Raw genomic sequence first — 16,488 nt, 5'->3', positions numbered from 1 at the left:
CGGCACACGATCACTTGCGCATCACCTTCTCGGACGGCGTCAGCGCCTCGATGTAGGCCGGACGCGAGAAGATGCGCTCGGCGTACTTCAGCAGCGGTGCGGCGTTCTTCGACAGGTCGATGCCGTAGTAGTCCAGGCGCCACAGCAGCGGAGCGATGGCCACGTCCAGCATGCTGAAGTCGTCGCCCAGCATGTACTTGTTCTTCAGGAAGATCGGGGCGAGCTGCGTCAGACGCTCGCGGATCTGGCTGCGCGCCTTCTCCAGCTGCTTGTCCGTGGCCTTGGTCCCCGCCGGCAGGCCGCGGCCCTCCAGCAGGTTGACATGGGCGAACAGCTCCTTCTCGAAATTGAACAGGAACAGACGCACGCGGGCACGGGCCACCGGATCGCCCGGCATCAGCTGCGGATGCGGGAAGCGCTCGTCGATGTACTCGTTGATGATGTGCGATTCGTACAGGATCAGGTCGCGCTCGACGAGGATGGGCACCTCGTTGTACGGGTTCATCAGCGCGATGTCCTCGGGCTTGGCGAACAGGTCGACATCCCGGATCTCGAAGTCCATGCCCTTCTCGAACAACACGAAGCGGCAACGGTGCGAATAGGGGCAGGTGGTTCCTGAATACAGCACCATCATGGTGGCGAGCTCCTGTTGTCTAGGGCGGCAGTGGCGACGTCGACGCCACCGCAGTCACAAAAAGCAATGCGCGCAGCGGGCATGGGGTGCATGCCAGCGCTGCGCGCCGGGCCCGAAGACGTGGCTTCAGGCCGACGTCGTCGGGCGGAAAACCCGATAGCTTACTTCACGTCCTTCCAGAACGCGGCATTCAGACGCCACGCAATGAAGGTGAAGACCGCCAGGAAGAGCATCACGACGACGCCCAGACGCACCCGCAGGCCCTGCGCCGGCTCGCCCATCCACTGCAGATAGGCGACCAGATCGGCGACGGCGGAGTCGTACTCGGCCTTGCCCAGGGTGCCGGGCTTGACCAGCTCGAAGCCCTTGAAGACGTGGGTGGTCCTGGCCGGATCGTGCGGATCCTTGTGCTCCTCGTAGACCGCCCGCTGCTCACCCTGCAGCTGCCACAGCACGTGCGGCATGCCGACGGCCGGGAACACGCTGTTGTTCCAGCCGGTCGGCCGCGACGGATCGCGGTAGAAGCCCCGCATGTAGGTGTAGAGGTAGTCGGCACCGCTGCCCTGGGCACCGGCGCGCGAGCGGGCGATCACGGTCAGGTCCGGCGGCGTGGCGCCGAACCAGTCCTTGCCGTCCTTGGCGCTGGCCGACACCGTCATCAGGTCGCCGACCTTCTCGCCGGCGAAGACCAGGTTCTGCTTGATCTGGTCGTCGGTCAGACCGATGTCCTTCAGGCGGTTGTAGCGCATGAAGGCGGCGGCGTGGCAGTTCAGGCAGTAGTTGACGAACAGCTTGGCGCCGTTCTGCAGCGCGGTCATGTCCTTGACGCGCTCGGCCGGGAACTTGTCCCAGGCCGGGCCGTCACCGCCCGAGGCCGAGGCGGCGCCGGGGAAGGACAGCGCGGTCAGCAGCGCGGTGGCCAGCACGGCCAGAGTCTTCTTGATCATGTGTGTACTCGCTGCGGCGGTGGGCTCAGTGAGGCTGGAACGTGACGCGCTCGGGCACCGGCTTGAAGGTGCCGATCGTGCTCCACCACGGCATCAGCAGGAAGAAGCCGAAATAGAACAGCGTGCCGACCTGCGAGACGATGGTGCCGATCTCCGACGGCGGCTGGATGCCCAGATAGCCCAGCACGACGAAGATGACGACGAACACCGCGTAGAGCGTCTTGTGCCAGCTCGGACGGTAGCGCAGCGACTTCGCCTGGGCATGGTCCAGCCAGGGCAGGAAGAACAGGATGACGACCGCGCCACCCATCACCACCACGCCCCAGAACTTCGCGTCGAAGGTCTTCAGCAGAGCCGCGGCGATGACGATGCCGACCACGGCGGCGATGCGTGCCTTGCCGCGCAGCACGGCCAGCGCACCCAGCCCGCCGAGGGCCAGGATGACGACCAGCACGTTGACCATCACGTCCGTGGTGGCCCGCAGCATCGAGTAGAACGGCGTGAAGTACCAGACCGGCGCGATGTGCGGCGGCGTCTTCAGCGGGTCGGCCGGGATGAAGTTGTTGTACTCCAGGAAGTAGCCACCCAGCTCGGGACCGAAGAAGATGACGGCGCAGAACACCATCAGGAACATGCCGACGCCGAAGATGTCGTGCACCGTGTAGTACGGATGGAAGGGGATGCCGTCCAGCGGCTTGCCACTGGCGTCCTTCTTGGCCTTGATCTCGACGCCGTCCGGGTTGTTGGAGCCGACGTCGTGCAGCGCCAGCAGGTGGGCGACGACCAGACCCAGCAGCACCAGCGGCACGGCGATGACGTGGAAGCTGAAGAAGCGGTTGAGCGTCGCGTCACCGACGACATAGTCACCACGGATCAGCAGGGCCAGGTCCGGGCCGACGAAGGGCACGGCGGCGAACAGGTTCACGATCACCTGGGCGCCCCAGTAGCTCATCTGGCCCCAGGGCAGCAGATAACCCATGAAGGCCTCGGCCATCAGGCACAGGAAGATCGCGCAGCCGAAGACCCAGACCAGCTCGCGCGGCTTGCGGTAGCTGCCGTAGATCAGCCCGCGCCACATGTGCAGGTACACCACGACGAAGAACGCCGAGGCGCCGGTGGAGTGCATGTAGCGGATCAGCCAGCCCCAGGGCACATCGCGCATGATGTACTCGACCGAGGCGAACGCCAGGCTGGCGTCCGGCTTGTAGTGCATCACCAGGAAGATGCCGGTGACGATCTGGATCACCAGCACCAGCAGTGCCAGCGAGCCGAAGAAGTACCAGGCGTTGAAGTTCTTCGGAGCGTAGTACTCCGACATGTGCACCTTGTAGGCATCGAACGCGGTGGGGAACCGGTTCTCGAGCCAGTTCGTGACCTTGGCGGCCACGGGCGCGTCGGCGGGAATTTCCTTGAAGGTAGCCATGTGCGTGCCTTGTCGACTGCTGCCGTCTGGGTAATGGGGTGAGCGCGGGATGGGCGCGGCGATCAGGCGGACTGTCCGCGGACGACCGCCCGGTGGGCGGCGGGTGCGCGGAGCCGGCCCGTCAACCCTTCTTGTCCTCGCCGATCAGCAGCTTGGCGTCCGACAGGTACATGTGCGGCGGCACCTCGAGGTTGTCCGGCGCGGGCACGTTCTTGAACACGCGGCCGGCCATGTCGAAGGTCGAACCGTGACAGGGGCAGAGGAAGCCCCCCTGCCAGTCCCCCGGCAACGAAGGCTGGGCACCGGTGGCGAACTTGTCGGACGGCGAACAGCCCAGGTGGGTGCAGATGCCGACGGCGACCAGGTACTCGGGCTTGATCGAGCGGTGCGCGTTGCGCGCGTACTCGGGGGTCAGCTCGGACGGCTTGCGTTCGCTGGCAGGGTCTGCCACGAGAGGCTCCGTCTTCTTCAGACCCTCGAGCATCTCGGGCGTGCGGCGCACGATCCACACCGGCTTGCCACGCCATTCGACCGTCATCTTCTCGCCCGGCTTCAGGCCGCTGATGTCGGCCTCGACGGCCGCACCGGCGGCCTTGGCGCGCTCCGACGGGGCGAAGGTGCTGACGAACGGTACGGCGGCGGCCACGCCACCGACGGCGCCGGCGCCGGCCGTGATCGCCACCCAGGTGCGTCGACCCTGATCGACGGTGCTGTCACTCATGGGAATCCTCTTCTTGCGGATGCTACGGATGCGCCGCAGGGCGCTCGCGGGACAGCCAAAGATTCTAGATGAGCGGCCTCCGTGCAATCGTCACGAAAGCCACGATGGACAGGCACTCAAGTCGGCCGATACTCGTAAAGGGCCATTGTTTTGCCCTGCATCAAACAAGCTTGCCAGAGGAGTCGTCAGTGAGCATCGGCAGTGAATTCAAGGAGTTCGCCCTCAAGGGCAACGTGGTCGATCTGGCCGTCGGCGTGATCATCGGCGGCGCCTTCGGGAAGATCGTCGACTCGCTCGTGGGCGATGTCATCATGCCGATCGTCGGCAAGGTCTTCGGCGGCCTGGACTTCAGCAACCACTTCATCCAGCTGTCGGGCGCACCGGCCGCCACGCTGGCCGAGGCCAAGAAGGCCGGCGCGGTGATCGCCTACGGCAACTTCATCACCATCGCCGTCAACTTCGTGATCCTGGCCTTCATCATCTTCATGATGGTCAAGCAGATCAACCGCATGAAGGCCGAGGCACCGCCGGCGCCGCCCGCACCGCCGGCCCCGACGCCGGAGGACGTGATGCTGCTGCGCGAGATCCGCGACAGTCTCAAGCGCTGAGCGGGCGGGCGCGTCAGCGGGACCGGAATCGACCGGAGGTGCGCCCTCTCTCGGGCGATCCGGTCCTCAAGTCCAGCCGTGATCGACCGAAGACCCTGGCATGGATGCGCGGCCGCCGGTGGCCGCGCACCGCATGCGGCCCGAGGTGCCGCAGCCGTCCGTGTGCCATGGTCGCCCCCCATACCCCACCTCGCCTGCCGCCGGGCCTCGGCGCGGCCATCAGCCGCATGGCCCGCTCGCTGCACGGCAGCGCCCTGCGTTGCCGGGATCGTCTGTGCCTGGGCACCGGCGACGAACTGAGCGCCGAAATCCGTGAGCGCCTGCTGGCCGCACAGGCCTTGTTGGCCCGCCGCGTCGGCGTGCTGTCCCACGACTTCGAGGCCGCGCTGCTGGCCGATTGCGCTCGCCTGCTGGCGCTGCGCCCGGGCGGCGTGGCCGACAGCCGTTGCCCCAGCCCCGACGAACTGATCTCCCGCTGGGAGCAACTGGCCGGCGTCAGCGCCGACGAACTGGCGCTGCACAGCGCCGCCGCGCGGCTGGCCGATGAACTGGCCGTCGCCTGTGCCCATCCACTGCGCGCACTGCAGGACCGCATGGGCCAGCTCTGGCCGCAATGGCCGGCGACGCTGCGCACCCAGCTGCTGCAGCCCGAACAACTGACCCAGGCCCTGACCCAGGCCCTGGAGGCCCTGTGCGACGAGCCCGAGCTGCGCCTGCTGCTGTGCGAGGAGCTGGGCCGCAGCTGGGGCCCGGCGCTGGGCGAGACCTGCCTGGCGCTGGCGGCACACTGGCCGCAACCGCAGGATGGCGGCACGGCCCCGACGCCCTCGGGCATCCCCTCGCAGACGCCGGACAGCAACCCCGATGACGCACCGGCCTCGGCCCGGACAGCCGCGTGGCCGGCGCCTGACGACCGTGACGCCAGCCTGGAGCAGCTGCTCGAGCAGACCCCGGCCCGCGTCGGCGCCCCGGCCGCCATCGGTCGGTTGATGAGGACGCTGTGGCTGCCGCTGATCCAGCGCGCCGAGGCCGGCGATCCCCCCGCCCTGCCCGCCCTGCCGGACGGCGGCGCAGCCCCGTTGACGGGCACGCCCGCGGCCAGCGCCCTGTGCCGGGCCTGGGCGCTGGAGCTGTTGCTGAGCACGCTGCCAGCCGTCGCGGCCTGGCCGCGGCCCGGCCTTGCGCAGCGCCTGCCCGCGCTGATGAAGGCCTTGCAGCTGGCGCTCGACCATCTGGACTGGCCACCGGCACGGCGCGAAGCCTGGCTGGCCGAGCTGCTGACGCTGCATGCCGTGGTGCTGCGCCAGCGCCCGGGCCTGCCGGAGCCACGGTCACTGGGCCACTGCCACGCCGCGCTGACCCGGCTGGCCGGCGCCCTGGGCTGCAGCCTGCCGCCGACCTGGCATCCCGAGCCCCAGGCCCTGCCATGGAGCCACTGGCTGGACCTGGCGCGCGATCGCACCCGGCGCCAGCTGGCCGAGCTGGCACAAGGCCCGGCGCCCCGCCTCAGTCCGCCCGTGCCGGATCGCTGACCAGGCGCCGCGCCATGCGCACCGCCGCCTGCAGGCTGGCCGCATCGGCCACCCCCTGACCCGCGATGTCGAAGGCCGTGCCATGGTCCGGACTGGTGCGGACGAAGGGCAGGCCCAGCGTGACGTTCACGCCCTCGTCGACGCCGAGGTACTTGACCGGAATCAGGCCGTGGTCATGCGTCATCGCGACGACGACGTCGAATTCACCCGGATGGCGGGGCGGATCGTGTCGGGCGCGCATGAAGACCGTGTCCGGCGCGAACGGCCCCCGGGCATCGATGCCCTCGGCGCGGGCCCGGGCAATGGCCGGGGCGATGATGCGAATCTCCTCGTCGCCGAACAGGCCGCCCTCGCCCGCGTGCGGATTGAGGCCGGCCACGGCGATGCGCGGCGCGGCCAGACCCCAACGCCGGGCCGCCTGGTCGGCGATGCGCAGCGTCTGCAGGATGCCGGCCTCGTCGAGCCGCTCGATGGCCTGCCGGAGCGCGACATGGATCGTCACCAGCACGACGGCGAGCTGGCCGTTGGCCAGCATCATGCGCACCGGCACCCCACCGGCCAGATCCTGCAGCAGCTCGGTGTGGCCCGGCCAGGGCTCGCCGGCGGCGGCCAAGGCCTCCTTGTGGATCGGCGCCGTGACCAGTGCGGCGACGGCACCGTCGCGTGCCAGGCCGGCCGCCGCCCGGACACAGGCCGCCGCAGCCGCACCGCAGGCCGCCTGCACCCGCCCCATCGGCAGCTGGGCCAGGCCCTCGGGCAGACCGGGCGGACGCCAGACACCCAGCGCACCGGGCGGGACGACGCTGCGATCGTGCGGATCGTCCAGCACCGCGATCGGGCGCTGCAGGCCGCACTGGCGCTGCGCACGCTGCAGCACCTGCGGATCACCGACGACGAGCACGCGGTCGAGGGCACCGGCGGCGGCCGCACGCACGATGGTCTCGGGACCGATGCCGGCCGGATCCCCCATGCTCAGCGACAGCCAGGGCGGCGTGACGGACGGGGCCGGCGCCACCTGGGGCCCGGGAGCGGCGGAATCGTTCACCATGGTCTGCAGGCTCATGCCGGGTTGTCGATCTCGATGAAACGGTGCTCGAGGCCGAACTCGCGCGCCAGATGTTCGCCGAGCGCCGGTGCGCCGTAGCGCTCGGTCGCGTGGTGGCCGCAGGCCAGATAGGCGGCGCCGGTCTCGCGGGCCAGGTGCGCCTGCGGCTCCGACAGCTCGCCGCTGATGTAGGCATCGGCACCTGCGGCGATCGCCGCCTCGAACCAGCCCTGGGCACCGCCGGTGCACCAGGCGATGCGACGCAAGGGCCGGCCATCGCCCGGCAGCAGCACCGGCTCCCGGCCCAGCACCTCGGCGCAGCGGCGCGCGAGCGCACCGGCGTCCGCCAGATCGGCCGGGGCATCGCCGATGAAGCCCAGCGCCTGCTCACCGAAGCGGGCATCCGCGCGCAGCCCCAGGCACGCGCCCAAGGTCGCGTTGTTGCCCAGCGCCGCATGACCGTCCAGCGGCAGGTGGTAGGCCAGCAGGTTGATGTCATGGGCCATCAGGCGCGCCACGCGCTGGCGCAGCCAGCCGGTCAGGCGACCGTCATGGCCACGCCAGAACAGACCGTGATGGACCAGCAGCGCATCGGCCCGCCAGGCGATGGCGGCCTCGATGAGGTCCAGGCTGGCCGTCACGCCGCTGACGATGCGGCGGATCTCGCCGCCGCCCTCGATCTGCAGGCCGTTCGGCCCATAATCCTTGTAGCGGTCGACCTCCAGCAGTTGGCCGAGGTAGGTCACGAGCTGATCTCTGCGGGCCATCCGCCTTGCTCCCTGCCCTGCGCGGCCCGATGGGCCGTCGCCGGCGATGGTGCTGCACCCCATGCGCAGACTCTGGTTGCTATTTTCGCAGGCCGTCACGGTGGTGCTGGCCACCGTGTTCGTCATCGGCACCCTCAAGCCCCACTGGCTCGGTCCGGCACCCCGTGCGGCCGGCTGGAACGGGCCACCCGTGGTCACCCTGCGCAGCGTGCCCACCGGGTTGCCGCGGCTGATGCCCGAGCCGGCCGCCAGCGGTGGCGGCTACGCGACGGCAGCCCGCGTGGCCGCACCGGCCGTCGTCAGCGTGATGGCCAGCAAGTCGGCCAACGCGCAGGACGAGCGGGGCGGCAGCCGGCCGTTCAACGCCCTGCCCCGGGTCGATCCGGACGAGACCGGCTTCGGCTCCGGCGTCATCGTCTCCAGCGACGGCGTGCTGCTGACCAACAACCACGTGGTCGAAGGAGCCGGCCGCATCATGGTGCGGCTGAGCGATGGCCGCCAGGCCGTGGCCGAGGTGGTGGGCACCGATCCGGAAACCGATCTGGCCGTGCTGCGCATCGCGCTCGACGAGCTGCCGGCGATCACGCTGGGCCGCGTCGATGCGCTGCAGGTGGGCGACGCGGTGCTGGCGATCGGCAACCCGTTCAACGTCGGCCAGACGGTGACGGCCGGCATCGTCAGTGCGCTCGGCCGCCAGGGGCTGGGCCTGTCGACGTTCGAGAGCTTCATCCAGACCGATGCGGCGATCAACCCGGGCAACTCGGGCGGCGCGCTGGTCGACGCCCAGGGCCATCTGGTGGGCATCAACACCGCGATCTTCTCGCGCTCGGGTGGCAGCATGGGCATCGGCTTCGCGATCCCGGTCGATCTGGCGCGCCAGGTGATGGAGAGCCTGCTGCGCGACGGCCAGGTCACGCGCGGCTGGCTCGGCGTCGAGCCGCGCGAGCTGACGCCCGAGTTCGTCGAGAGCTTCCACCTGCCGGTCAGCGAGGGCGTGCTGATCACCGGCGTGCTGGCCGAAGGGCCGGCGGCCAAGGGCGGCATGCGCCCGGGCGATGTGGTGCGCGAGATCGACGGCCGCACCGTCCACAGTGTCCCGGAGTTGCTCAACCAGGTCGCGGCGCTGACGCCGGGCCAGCCGGTGACGGTGGCGGTGCAGCGCGGCAGCCAGGCGCTGGAGCTGAAACTGTCGGTGGCCCGCAGGCCACCGCAGATCGCACGGCGCTGACCGCACGGCGCTGCGTGCGCGTCGCACGCGGCCGTGCCACAACAGCGCCAGATGCGGGTCCCGCCCTGGAGACCCGGGGCGGGTGACCGGCCTCAGGCCGCCTTGTTGTCCTCGGCCGCGTCCTCGGGCCGCTGGGTATGGCGGATGAAGACCTGGGCCGACCAGATGCCGACCTCGTAGAGGATGCACATCGGGATGGCCAGCGCCAGCTGCGAGACCACGTCGGGCGGCGTGACGACGGCCGCGATGATGAAGGCCACGACGATGAAGTAGCCGCGCCACTCCTTGAGCTGGGCGATCGTCACCAGGCCGATGCGCGCCAGCACCACCACCGCCACCGGCACCTCGAAGGCGGCGCCGAAGGCGATGAACATGGTCAGCACGAAGCTCAGATAGGCCTCGATGTCCGGCGCGGCCGTGATGCTCTTGGGCGCGAAGCTCTGGATGAACGCGAAGACCTTGCCGAAGACGAAGAAGTAGCAGAAGGCCACGCCGACCAGGAACAGCAGGGTGCTGCTGACGACCAGCGGCAGCACCATCTTCTTCTCGTGGTTGTAGAGGCCGGGCGCGACGAAGGCCCAGACCTGGTAGAGCACGATCGGCAGCGCGACCAGGAAGGCCGCCATCAGCGTGATCTTCAACGGCACGATGAACGGCGAGATCACGCTGGTGGCGATCAGCGTCGAACCCTTGGGCAGGTGGGCGATCAGCGGCGCGGCCAGCAGGTCGTACATGCCGCCGGGCCCCGGCCACAGGCACAGCCCGCCGAAGACCACGGCCACGGCCAGCAGCGCGCGCACCAGGCGGTCGCGCAGTTCGATCAGGTGGGAGACGAAGGGCTGCTCGGTGCCTTCGAGCTCGTCGCGGGGTTCACTCATCGCGGCAGGGCTCGCTTGACTTCACTTCAGGGTGCCGGGACGCGGGCGGTGGCGGGCCACACGGGCCGCGCCCGACTGCACCTTCTGCCGCACGCCCTGGCGCTGCTTGTACCACCGGGGCATCGCACCGCGCTTGACGCGCCAGTGCTTGTCCGGATGCTTGTAGGCCGGAGGCGGCGGCTCCCAGGCGGAACCGCTGGACGACCAGGACGTGTCGTCACCCGACAGCGCGCCGGAGACCTCGCCACCGATCTGGTTGAACTGCTCGTGGACCGAGTGCTCGACGTCGCGCGCGGCGGACTCGAACTGGGCCTTGGCCTTCTGCAGCTCCTCCAGCTCGATCGAGCGGGACACCTCGGCCTTGACGTCGGTGACGTAGCGCCGGGCCTTGCCCAGCATGGTGCCCACCGTGCGGGCGACGCGCGGCAGGTCCTTCGGACCGATGACCAGCAAGGCCACGGTACCGACGATGAGCATCTTGTCGAAGCCGAGGTCGATCATGCGCGGGGACGGCAGGGAAGATCCGGCCGCCCCCGGAAGGCGGGGTCGACCGGACAGAACGGCTCAGGGACGGCGGCAACGGCGGGCCGGTGCGCGGCCACCCGGTCGGCGGCGGCGCCAGGCCGCGCCGACAGCGGCCGGACTCAGGACTTGGTCTTGGCCTCGACGTCGACGGTGTTGGCGTCGGCCGCCTTCTGGGTGACCTGCTGCGGCGTGTCGGCGGCGGCATTGCCGTCGCGCATGCCGTCCTTGAAGCCCTTGACGGCCGACCCGAGGTCACTGCCGACGTTCTTGAGCTTCTTGGTACCGAAGATCAGCACCACCACGACCAGCACGATCAGCCAGTGCCAGATGCTGAATGAACCCATGTCGAGACTCCTGCGTGAGGGAAGGATGCCGGCACATGAGGCCGGCAACCGGAATTGAAAGCCCCCCGTCCGCGCGGCCGTCACGGAACGGACGCCCGGCGATGGGAGAAAACGGACCATTCTAGGGGCCGGCCGTGTCGCCACCGTGGCCGCGACGACACAGAGTCGTGCAGGCCGCGATGGCGGCAGGCCCCACGGCGCCGGGCCTGGGCCGCCGTGCCGCCGTGCCGGACACCGCCGTCGGTCAGCCCTTGGACCAGGGACGCGGGCCGCCCATCACGTGCAGGTGCAGGTGCATCACCTCCTGCGCGCCGTCGACACCGGTGTTGATGATGTGACGGAAGCCGTTGGTGACCCCCAGATCACGCATCAGCTTCGGCGACAGCGTCATCATGCGGCCCAGCAGGGCGGCCTCGGCATCGGTCACCTCGGCCATGCTGACGATGTGGGTCTTGGGGATGATCAGCACGTGCACCGGCGCCCAGGGCGCGATGTCGTGGAAGGCCAGCAGCTCGTCGTCCTCGTGGACCTTGCGGGCCGGGATCTGGCCGGCGACGATCTTGCAGAAGATGCAGTTCGGATCGGTGTGCATGGGACGGAAGGCGAAGGGAAAGGACAGGGGCGTCGACGGGCGCGCCGCCGGCCCCGGGCGGCCGGTGCCTCAGACCGGCATCGGCCGGCGGTCACGCAGCGCGGTCCAGCCGCGCAGCACCCGCCAGAGGAACCAGACCGAGATCAGCCCCCAGGCGATCCAGCCCGGGACGATCAGCAGCAGCCACAGCGGCAGCGTCAGCCCGTAGGCCAGCGCCGACCACAGCACGCTGCGGATGCGCCAGCGGAAGTGGCTGGCCTGCCAGCTGCCGGCCGCCTCGTCGCGCTTGACCAGGTCGATCACGAAGGCCAGCACCAGCAGGCCGACGCTGGCCTGGGTGCCCGGCAGCACCGCACCGATGGCGACGAAGGCATGCAGCGCGTAGCTGACGTGACCGAGCGTGATCAGCGAGCGCTCACGCTCCGGATCGAGGACGACGGGTTCGGCGGCAGGCGAGGACATGGTGATCGACGGTCTGGGCGATGCGGGCCGGCGTGGCGGTGGGCGTTCAGCCCGGCCGGCGGGCGAATTCCTCGAGGCCGGACAGGCCCTCGCGGCGGGCCAGCTCGGCCACCACGTCGGCCGGCTTGAGGTCGAAATGGGCCAGCGCGACCATCGAGTGGAACCACAGATCGGCCACCTCGTAGACGATCTTCTGCCGGTCGCCGTCCTTGCCGGCCATCACCGTCTCGACGGCTTCCTCGCCGACCTTCTTCAGGATGGTGTCGGTGCCCTTGTGGAACAGGCGGGCGACGTAGCTCTTGTCGGGATCGCCGCCGGCGGCGGGCTTGCGCGATTCGATGACCTCGGCCAGACGGGCCAGCAGATCCTGGGAAAGCATCGGTGCGGTCATGGCTTGGGCTGGCGGTAGATGGTGGCCGGATCCTGCAGCACCGGCTCGACCGGCTGCCAGGCGCCGTCGCGCAGCACGCTGTAGAAGCAGCTGTGGCGGCCGGTGTGGCAGGCGATGCCGGGCTCGTGGCCGAGCTGGGTGATCTTGAGCAGCACGACGTCGTTGTCGCAGTCCAGGCGGATCTCGTGCACCTGCTGGAAGTGCCCGCTCTCCTCGCCCTTGTGCCACAGCCGCTGGCGCGAGCGGCTGAAGTAGACGGCCTGCTGGCGCTCGGCGGTGAGCTGCAGGGCCTCGCGGTTCATCCACGCGAACATCAGCACGTCACCGCTGGCCGCCTCCTGCGCGATCACCGGCACGAGGCCGTCGCGGTCCCATTTGATGCTGTCCAGCCATTCCATGGGCCTGAGTGTAGCGAGGGCGGCCGCACGGGCCGCGACCGGCGCCGGTGGCGCGGCCCGCTCAGCGCCCGGCCGCCGGCTCCGGCCAGGCCTGGCCGAGCAGGCGCTGCACGCCGGCGATGCTCAGGTGGTTGCGGTCGATGTAGAGCGGCCGGCCCTCGTCGTCGCTCGGCTCGCAGCGCGGCGTGCAGACCCCGCGCCAGGCGTCGACGTAGCGCGCCGGCGCCGGCACCTCGGCGCGCAGCGCGTCGACCAGGGCCTGGCGCTCGCGGCGCATCAGGCGCGGTGCGAGGTCGGTGCCGAGGATCTCGCTCCAGGCCAGCAGGCCGGGTACGCGCGACAGGTAGTCGGGCCAGGGGCCGACGACGGTCACCTGCCGCACCAGCGGCAGCGCGCGGCGCACGGTCTCGGCCAGCCGGACCGGGTCACCCGTCTCCCAGTAGCCGACCAGCACCAGCTCGTCGATGCGGCCGGCGTGTGCCTGCAGCCAGGGGCCGAGCATCCGCTCGAACCAGGCCCGGCAGTCGGCCGAGCCACTGCTGCCCAGCACCGGGCGGCAGCCGATGGCCGGCGCCCGCAGCACCTGAACGCCGGCGCCCAGATGCGCCTGCAGCAGAGCGCCGAGGTTGGCCGCATGGCTGTCGCCCAACACCAGAACATGGCGGCGGCCGGGCACCAGGCGCAGACAGGGCTCGGGCAGGCTCAGGCCGGCGTCGTGCACCCGGTCGGCCGTCAGCAGGCAGCCGCCCTCGTGGAACACGTCGCGCGCGTCGTGGAACTCGGCCCAGGCCAGGGCCCGCGGGTGATCCGCCCACCAGGCCGTGGTCGCCAGCCGCAGCAGGGGCACCGCGGCCAGCGCCAGCCCGAGGACGAGGACATAGCCACGACCGACGTCGACCCAGCGCAGACGACCGGCCAGCGCCCGCGCCGGGGCCTCGACCAGCGCCCAGCTCAAGGCCCCCAGCACCAGGCTCAGGCCGATGACCAGCAACTGCACCTTGACCGAGTACAGCGCGGCGAAGGTCATCGCCAGGCAGACCAGCGGCCAGTGCACCAGGTAGACCGAATACGAGATGCGCCCGATCCCGCGCAGCGGCGCCCAGGCCAGCAGCCGGTCGAGCATGCCACCGCAGCCGGCCGCCGCCAGGATCAGCAGCGTGGCCAGCACGCCGGGCAGCGCGCCGAGGCCGGGAAAGTGCGCGCGCTCGTCGGTCAGGTGGTAGCAGGCGGCCAGCAGTGCCAGCCCGGCCCAGCCACCGGCGCGGCGCAGGCGCGGCCAGCGCCCGGGTGGCAGGCCGATGCGCAGCGCGCCGCCGGCCAGGAACTCCCAGGCACGGGTGACCGGTAGGTAGAAGGCCTGGCCGGGCGCGAGCCGGGTCCAGACCTCGGCCAGCACGCACAGGCCGACGGTGGCCAGCAGCCACAGCCGCCGCTCGCGCTCCGGCACGCCGCGCCGGTAGAGCCACCAGACCAGCAGAGGCGCGACCAGATAGAACTGCTCCTCGACGGCCAGCGACCAGGTGTGCAGCAGCGGCGCGTCCTGGTTGTCGGCGAAGTAGGAGGTGGTGGCCAGGAACCAGAGGTTGGCCACCGCCAGCAGGCTGGCCCAGGCGCTGGCCTGCAGATCGCCCTGCAGCGCCGGTGGCCGCACGATGCCGAACACCGCGACGGTCAGCAGCACGGTCAGCAGCAGCGCCGGCGCCAGCCGCAGCACGCGCCGGCCCAGGAACACCGGCCACGAGAAGCGCTGCGCCAGCACCTGCTCGCGCAGCAGGCCGATGATCAGCCAGCCGGAGATGACGAAGAAGACATCGACGCCGAGAAAGCCACCGGGCAGGCCTGACCAGTGGACATGGAACAGCAGGACACCGAGCACGGCCAGCGCGCGCAGGCCGTCGATCTGGGGAATGTAGGCGGACAAGGCATGGACGCCGAGGTCGAACTGCGGCCCCGGCGCGGTGCGCAGTATCCGCGTCACGCCCTGTTGCGGATCGGCGGAAAAGTCCGGTCCGTCTCGCGCGTGAGGTCGCGCCCCGCGAATGCGGGGAACGCGACGGGCGTCAGGCGGAACCGTCGGCGCACAACGCGCCGGCGTGCCCCCGCTCGTCGGCGAACCAGCGCAGCACCGGCAACGTGCCGGGCAGCACCGGGCTGACGGCCACCGGCAGGCGGCACCAGGCCATCTGCTGGCCTTCACGCATCTCGAACTCACCCGTCCAGTCGTGGACCTTGCAGAACTGCAGGCGCACGCGGGCATGCGGATAGTCGAACAGCTCGACGCGCCAGGGCTGGATGGCGCCGATGGTGATGCCGATCTCCTCCTGCAGCTCGCGGCGCAGGGCCTGCTCCAGCGTCTCGCCCGGCTCGAACTTGCCGCCGGGGAATTCCCAGCAGCCGGCGTAGACCTTGCCGACCGGGCGGCTGGTCAGCAGGAAATCGGCCTCGTGCCAGCGGCCGTCGGCGTCCTGGGTGCGGCGCACGAGCACGCCGACGGCGACGTCGGTGACCGGGCGGTCGCCTTGCGGGGCGCCGTCGACGCGGGTGATGCGGGGGGTGTCGGCGGGCTCAGACATGGTCGAGTCCGGCCGGGGGTTCGATCTCGTCGGCCCGCACCATGGGCTGCAGCACGAAGCCGTCGTCGGCCGGTGCGGCTCCGGGGCGATGGCGGCCGGCCAGATCACGGGCGAACTGGAAGGCGACGCGGCCGGAGCGCGAGCCGCGCTCCAGCGCCCAGACCAGCGCGGGCTGGCGGGCGGCATCGATGGCGGCCTCGTCGAGGCCGTAGTGGCTCAGCCACTGGGCGACGATGGCCAGGTACTCGTCCTGGCTGAACGGGTAGAAGCTGATCCACAGGCCGAAGCGCTCGGACAGGCTGATCTTCTCCTCGACGCCCTCGCCGGGGTGGACCTCGCCGTCCTCGGTGTGCTTGTAGCCGAGGTTCTCCTTCATGTACTCGGGCAGCAGGTGGCGGCGGTTGCTGGTGGCGTAGATCAGCACGTTGTCGCCGGTGGCCGAGACGCTGCCGTCGAGGATGCTCTTGAGGGCCTTGTAGCCGGGCTCGCCGTCGTCGAAGCTGAGGTCGTCGCAGAAGACGATGAAGCGCTCGGGGCGGCTGGCGACGAGGTCGACGAGGTCGGGCAGGTCGACGAGGTCGGTCTTGTCGACCTCGATCAGGCGCAGGCCGCGGGGCGCGTAGGCGTTGAGGCAGGCCTTGACCAGGCTGCTCTTGCCGGTGCCGCGGGCGCCGGTCATCAGCACGTTGTTGGCGGGGCGGCCGGCGACGAACTGTTCGGTGTTGCGCAGCAGGCGCTCCTTCTGGCCATCGACTTCCTGGATGTCGTCGAAGGTGATGGTGGCGAGGTGGCGCACGGGCTGCAGCCAGCCGGCGGCGCCGCGCTTGCGGTAGCGGTAGGCGACGGAGGCGTCCCAGTCGGGTGCGGACAGGGCCTGGGGCACCAGGTGTTCGAGCCGGGCCAGCAGGCGATCGGCGCGGGTGAGCAGCGAGTCGAGGGTGGAGGCACTCATGGCGGGCGAGTGTAGCCATGGGTGGTGGGCGGGTGGATGGGCGGAAGGATGGCTCGGCGGTTGACGTGCTGGGCCATGTCGCCCTGGCTGCACGGCGACGTGGCGAGCTGAGCTGGCGGAGGCCGATGGACGGAGCTCGCGAGGGCCGGTGGCCTGGGGGCGCTCACTCCATGTCCCCCGCCGACCGTCCGCCGGACGGTCGTCTCCTCCTTGACTTGCGTGAGCGCCCCCAGGCCACCGGCCCCCGCCTGCCACCACCGGAACCGGCGGCAGCAGCAGCAGCAGCAGCGGCAGCGGACATGCCAGGGTGATGAGGCGGGGCGTGGGGCGGCTGACCGGATCCCGCAGGTCAAGGAGGAGCCGTCCGTCCAGTGGACGGACGGCGGGGGACACGGAGGGATCCGGTCAGCCGCCCCGCGCCCCGCGCTCGGTGCACGCCCCCCCCCCCCCCAACAACCCCCCCCCGGA

General features: G+C 70.6%; 19 protein-coding genes. 3 read left to right on the top strand and 16 right to left on the bottom strand.

The window, feature by feature from the left end; translation table 11 throughout:
- Positions 1–10: 10 nt before the first annotated feature.
- The 4 genes from AACH11_RS19410 to petA form a co-directional block, all read right to left on the bottom strand.
- On the bottom strand, positions 11–634 hold the full coding sequence (locus AACH11_RS19410) for a glutathione S-transferase N-terminal domain-containing protein (protein WP_341375921.1): 624 nt from the start codon (positions 632–634) through the stop codon (positions 11–13).
- Positions 635–795: 161 nt separating this feature from the next.
- Positions 796–1,581 (bottom strand): cytochrome c1, encoded by a 786-nt coding sequence (locus tag AACH11_RS19405; RefSeq protein WP_341375920.1) that lies wholly within the window; start codon positions 1,579–1,581, stop codon positions 796–798.
- A 25-nt stretch (positions 1,582–1,606) separates the two neighbouring features.
- Complete coding sequence (locus AACH11_RS19400; RefSeq protein WP_341375919.1) at positions 1,607–3,004, bottom strand: cytochrome b; 1,398 nt, start codon at positions 3,002–3,004, stop codon at positions 1,607–1,609.
- A 121-nt stretch (positions 3,005–3,125) separates the two neighbouring features.
- Positions 3,126–3,725 carry a ubiquinol-cytochrome c reductase iron-sulfur subunit gene (gene petA, locus AACH11_RS19395; protein ID WP_341375918.1) on the bottom strand — a complete coding sequence of 200 codons (600 nt, stop codon included), beginning with the start codon at positions 3,723–3,725 and terminating at the stop codon, positions 3,126–3,128.
- 188 nt (positions 3,726–3,913) lie between these two features.
- On the opposite strand from petA, the gene mscL reads away from it, so the two are divergent.
- Entirely contained in the window at positions 3,914–4,333 is a 420-nt protein-coding gene (gene mscL / locus AACH11_RS19390) for a large conductance mechanosensitive channel protein MscL (RefSeq protein WP_341375917.1), read from the top strand.
- Positions 4,334–4,500: 167 nt separating this feature from the next.
- Entirely contained in the window at positions 4,501–5,865 is a 1,365-nt protein-coding gene (locus AACH11_RS19385) for a hypothetical protein (protein WP_341375916.1), read from the top strand.
- Here the strand turns inward: AACH11_RS19385 and pdxA are convergent.
- Together pdxA and AACH11_RS19375 are read right to left on the bottom strand one after the other, a co-directional pair.
- Positions 5,840–6,835: a 4-hydroxythreonine-4-phosphate dehydrogenase PdxA gene (pdxA, locus tag AACH11_RS19380; RefSeq protein WP_341375987.1), complete on the bottom strand. Its 996-nt coding sequence runs from the start codon at positions 6,833–6,835 to the stop codon at positions 5,840–5,842. The two genes, AACH11_RS19385 and pdxA, sit on opposite strands and share 26 nt — an antisense overlap.
- Positions 6,836–6,924: 89 nt before the next feature.
- A complete protein-coding gene (locus AACH11_RS19375) occupies positions 6,925–7,677 on the bottom strand; it encodes a Nif3-like dinuclear metal center hexameric protein (RefSeq protein WP_341375915.1) in 753 nt (250 codons plus the stop codon).
- A gap of 61 nt (positions 7,678–7,738) precedes the next feature.
- On the opposite strand from AACH11_RS19375, the gene AACH11_RS19370 reads away from it, so the two are divergent.
- Positions 7,739–8,905 carry a S1C family serine protease gene (locus AACH11_RS19370; protein ID WP_341375914.1) on the top strand — a complete coding sequence of 389 codons (1,167 nt, stop codon included), beginning with the start codon at positions 7,739–7,741 and terminating at the stop codon, positions 8,903–8,905.
- Positions 8,906–8,997: 92 nt separating this feature from the next.
- On the opposite strand, the gene tatC is transcribed toward AACH11_RS19370, so the two are convergent.
- From tatC to AACH11_RS19320, 10 genes are all read right to left on the bottom strand, one after another.
- Positions 8,998–9,783, bottom strand: a complete 786-nt coding sequence (tatC, locus tag AACH11_RS19365) for a twin-arginine translocase subunit TatC (protein WP_341375913.1) — start codon at positions 9,781–9,783, stop codon at positions 8,998–9,000.
- A 21-nt stretch (positions 9,784–9,804) separates the two neighbouring features.
- Positions 9,805–10,284, bottom strand: coding sequence for a Sec-independent protein translocase protein TatB (gene tatB, locus AACH11_RS19360; RefSeq protein WP_341375912.1), 480 nt, complete (start codon positions 10,282–10,284; stop codon positions 9,805–9,807).
- A gap of 143 nt (positions 10,285–10,427) precedes the next feature.
- Positions 10,428–10,652, bottom strand: coding sequence for a Sec-independent protein translocase subunit TatA (gene tatA, locus AACH11_RS19355; RefSeq protein WP_341375911.1), 225 nt, complete (start codon positions 10,650–10,652; stop codon positions 10,428–10,430).
- A gap of 244 nt (positions 10,653–10,896) precedes the next feature.
- The gene (locus AACH11_RS19350; protein ID WP_341375909.1) at positions 10,897–11,244 is read right to left on the bottom strand and encodes a histidine triad nucleotide-binding protein; all 348 of its coding nucleotides are present in this window, start codon (positions 11,242–11,244) and stop codon (positions 10,897–10,899) included.
- Between the two features lie 69 nt (positions 11,245–11,313).
- Positions 11,314–11,706 carry a DUF4870 family protein gene (locus AACH11_RS19345; protein WP_341375908.1) on the bottom strand — a complete coding sequence of 131 codons (393 nt, stop codon included), beginning with the start codon at positions 11,704–11,706 and terminating at the stop codon, positions 11,314–11,316.
- Between the two features lie 46 nt (positions 11,707–11,752).
- Positions 11,753–12,097: a phosphoribosyl-ATP diphosphatase gene (locus AACH11_RS19340; RefSeq protein ID WP_341375907.1), complete on the bottom strand. Its 345-nt coding sequence runs from the start codon at positions 12,095–12,097 to the stop codon at positions 11,753–11,755.
- Complete coding sequence (gene hisI / locus AACH11_RS19335) at positions 12,094–12,495, bottom strand: phosphoribosyl-AMP cyclohydrolase (RefSeq protein WP_341375906.1); 402 nt, start codon at positions 12,493–12,495, stop codon at positions 12,094–12,096. The genes AACH11_RS19340 and hisI overlap by 4 nt, the downstream gene beginning before the upstream one ends.
- A gap of 61 nt (positions 12,496–12,556) precedes the next feature.
- Complete coding sequence (locus tag AACH11_RS19330; protein ID WP_341375905.1) at positions 12,557–14,473, bottom strand: acyltransferase family protein; 1,917 nt, start codon at positions 14,471–14,473, stop codon at positions 12,557–12,559.
- Between the two features lie 82 nt (positions 14,474–14,555).
- Positions 14,556–15,068, bottom strand: a complete 513-nt coding sequence (locus AACH11_RS19325; protein WP_341375904.1) for an NUDIX domain-containing protein — start codon at positions 15,066–15,068, stop codon at positions 14,556–14,558.
- On the bottom strand, positions 15,061–16,020 hold the full coding sequence (locus tag AACH11_RS19320; protein ID WP_341375903.1) for an ATP-binding protein: 960 nt from the start codon (positions 16,018–16,020) through the stop codon (positions 15,061–15,063). Before AACH11_RS19320 ends, AACH11_RS19325 begins: the two co-directional genes overlap by 8 nt.
- Between the last annotated feature and the right edge of the window lie 468 nt (positions 16,021–16,488).

The sequence above is a fragment of the Pseudaquabacterium rugosum genome (genome assembly GCF_038066575.1).
Classification (GTDB): Bacteria; Pseudomonadota; Gammaproteobacteria; order Burkholderiales; family Burkholderiaceae_C; genus Pseudaquabacterium; species Pseudaquabacterium rugosum.
The sequence above is the reverse complement of the archived record's forward strand: the minus strand, read 5'-3'. Positions and strand labels throughout refer to the sequence as shown.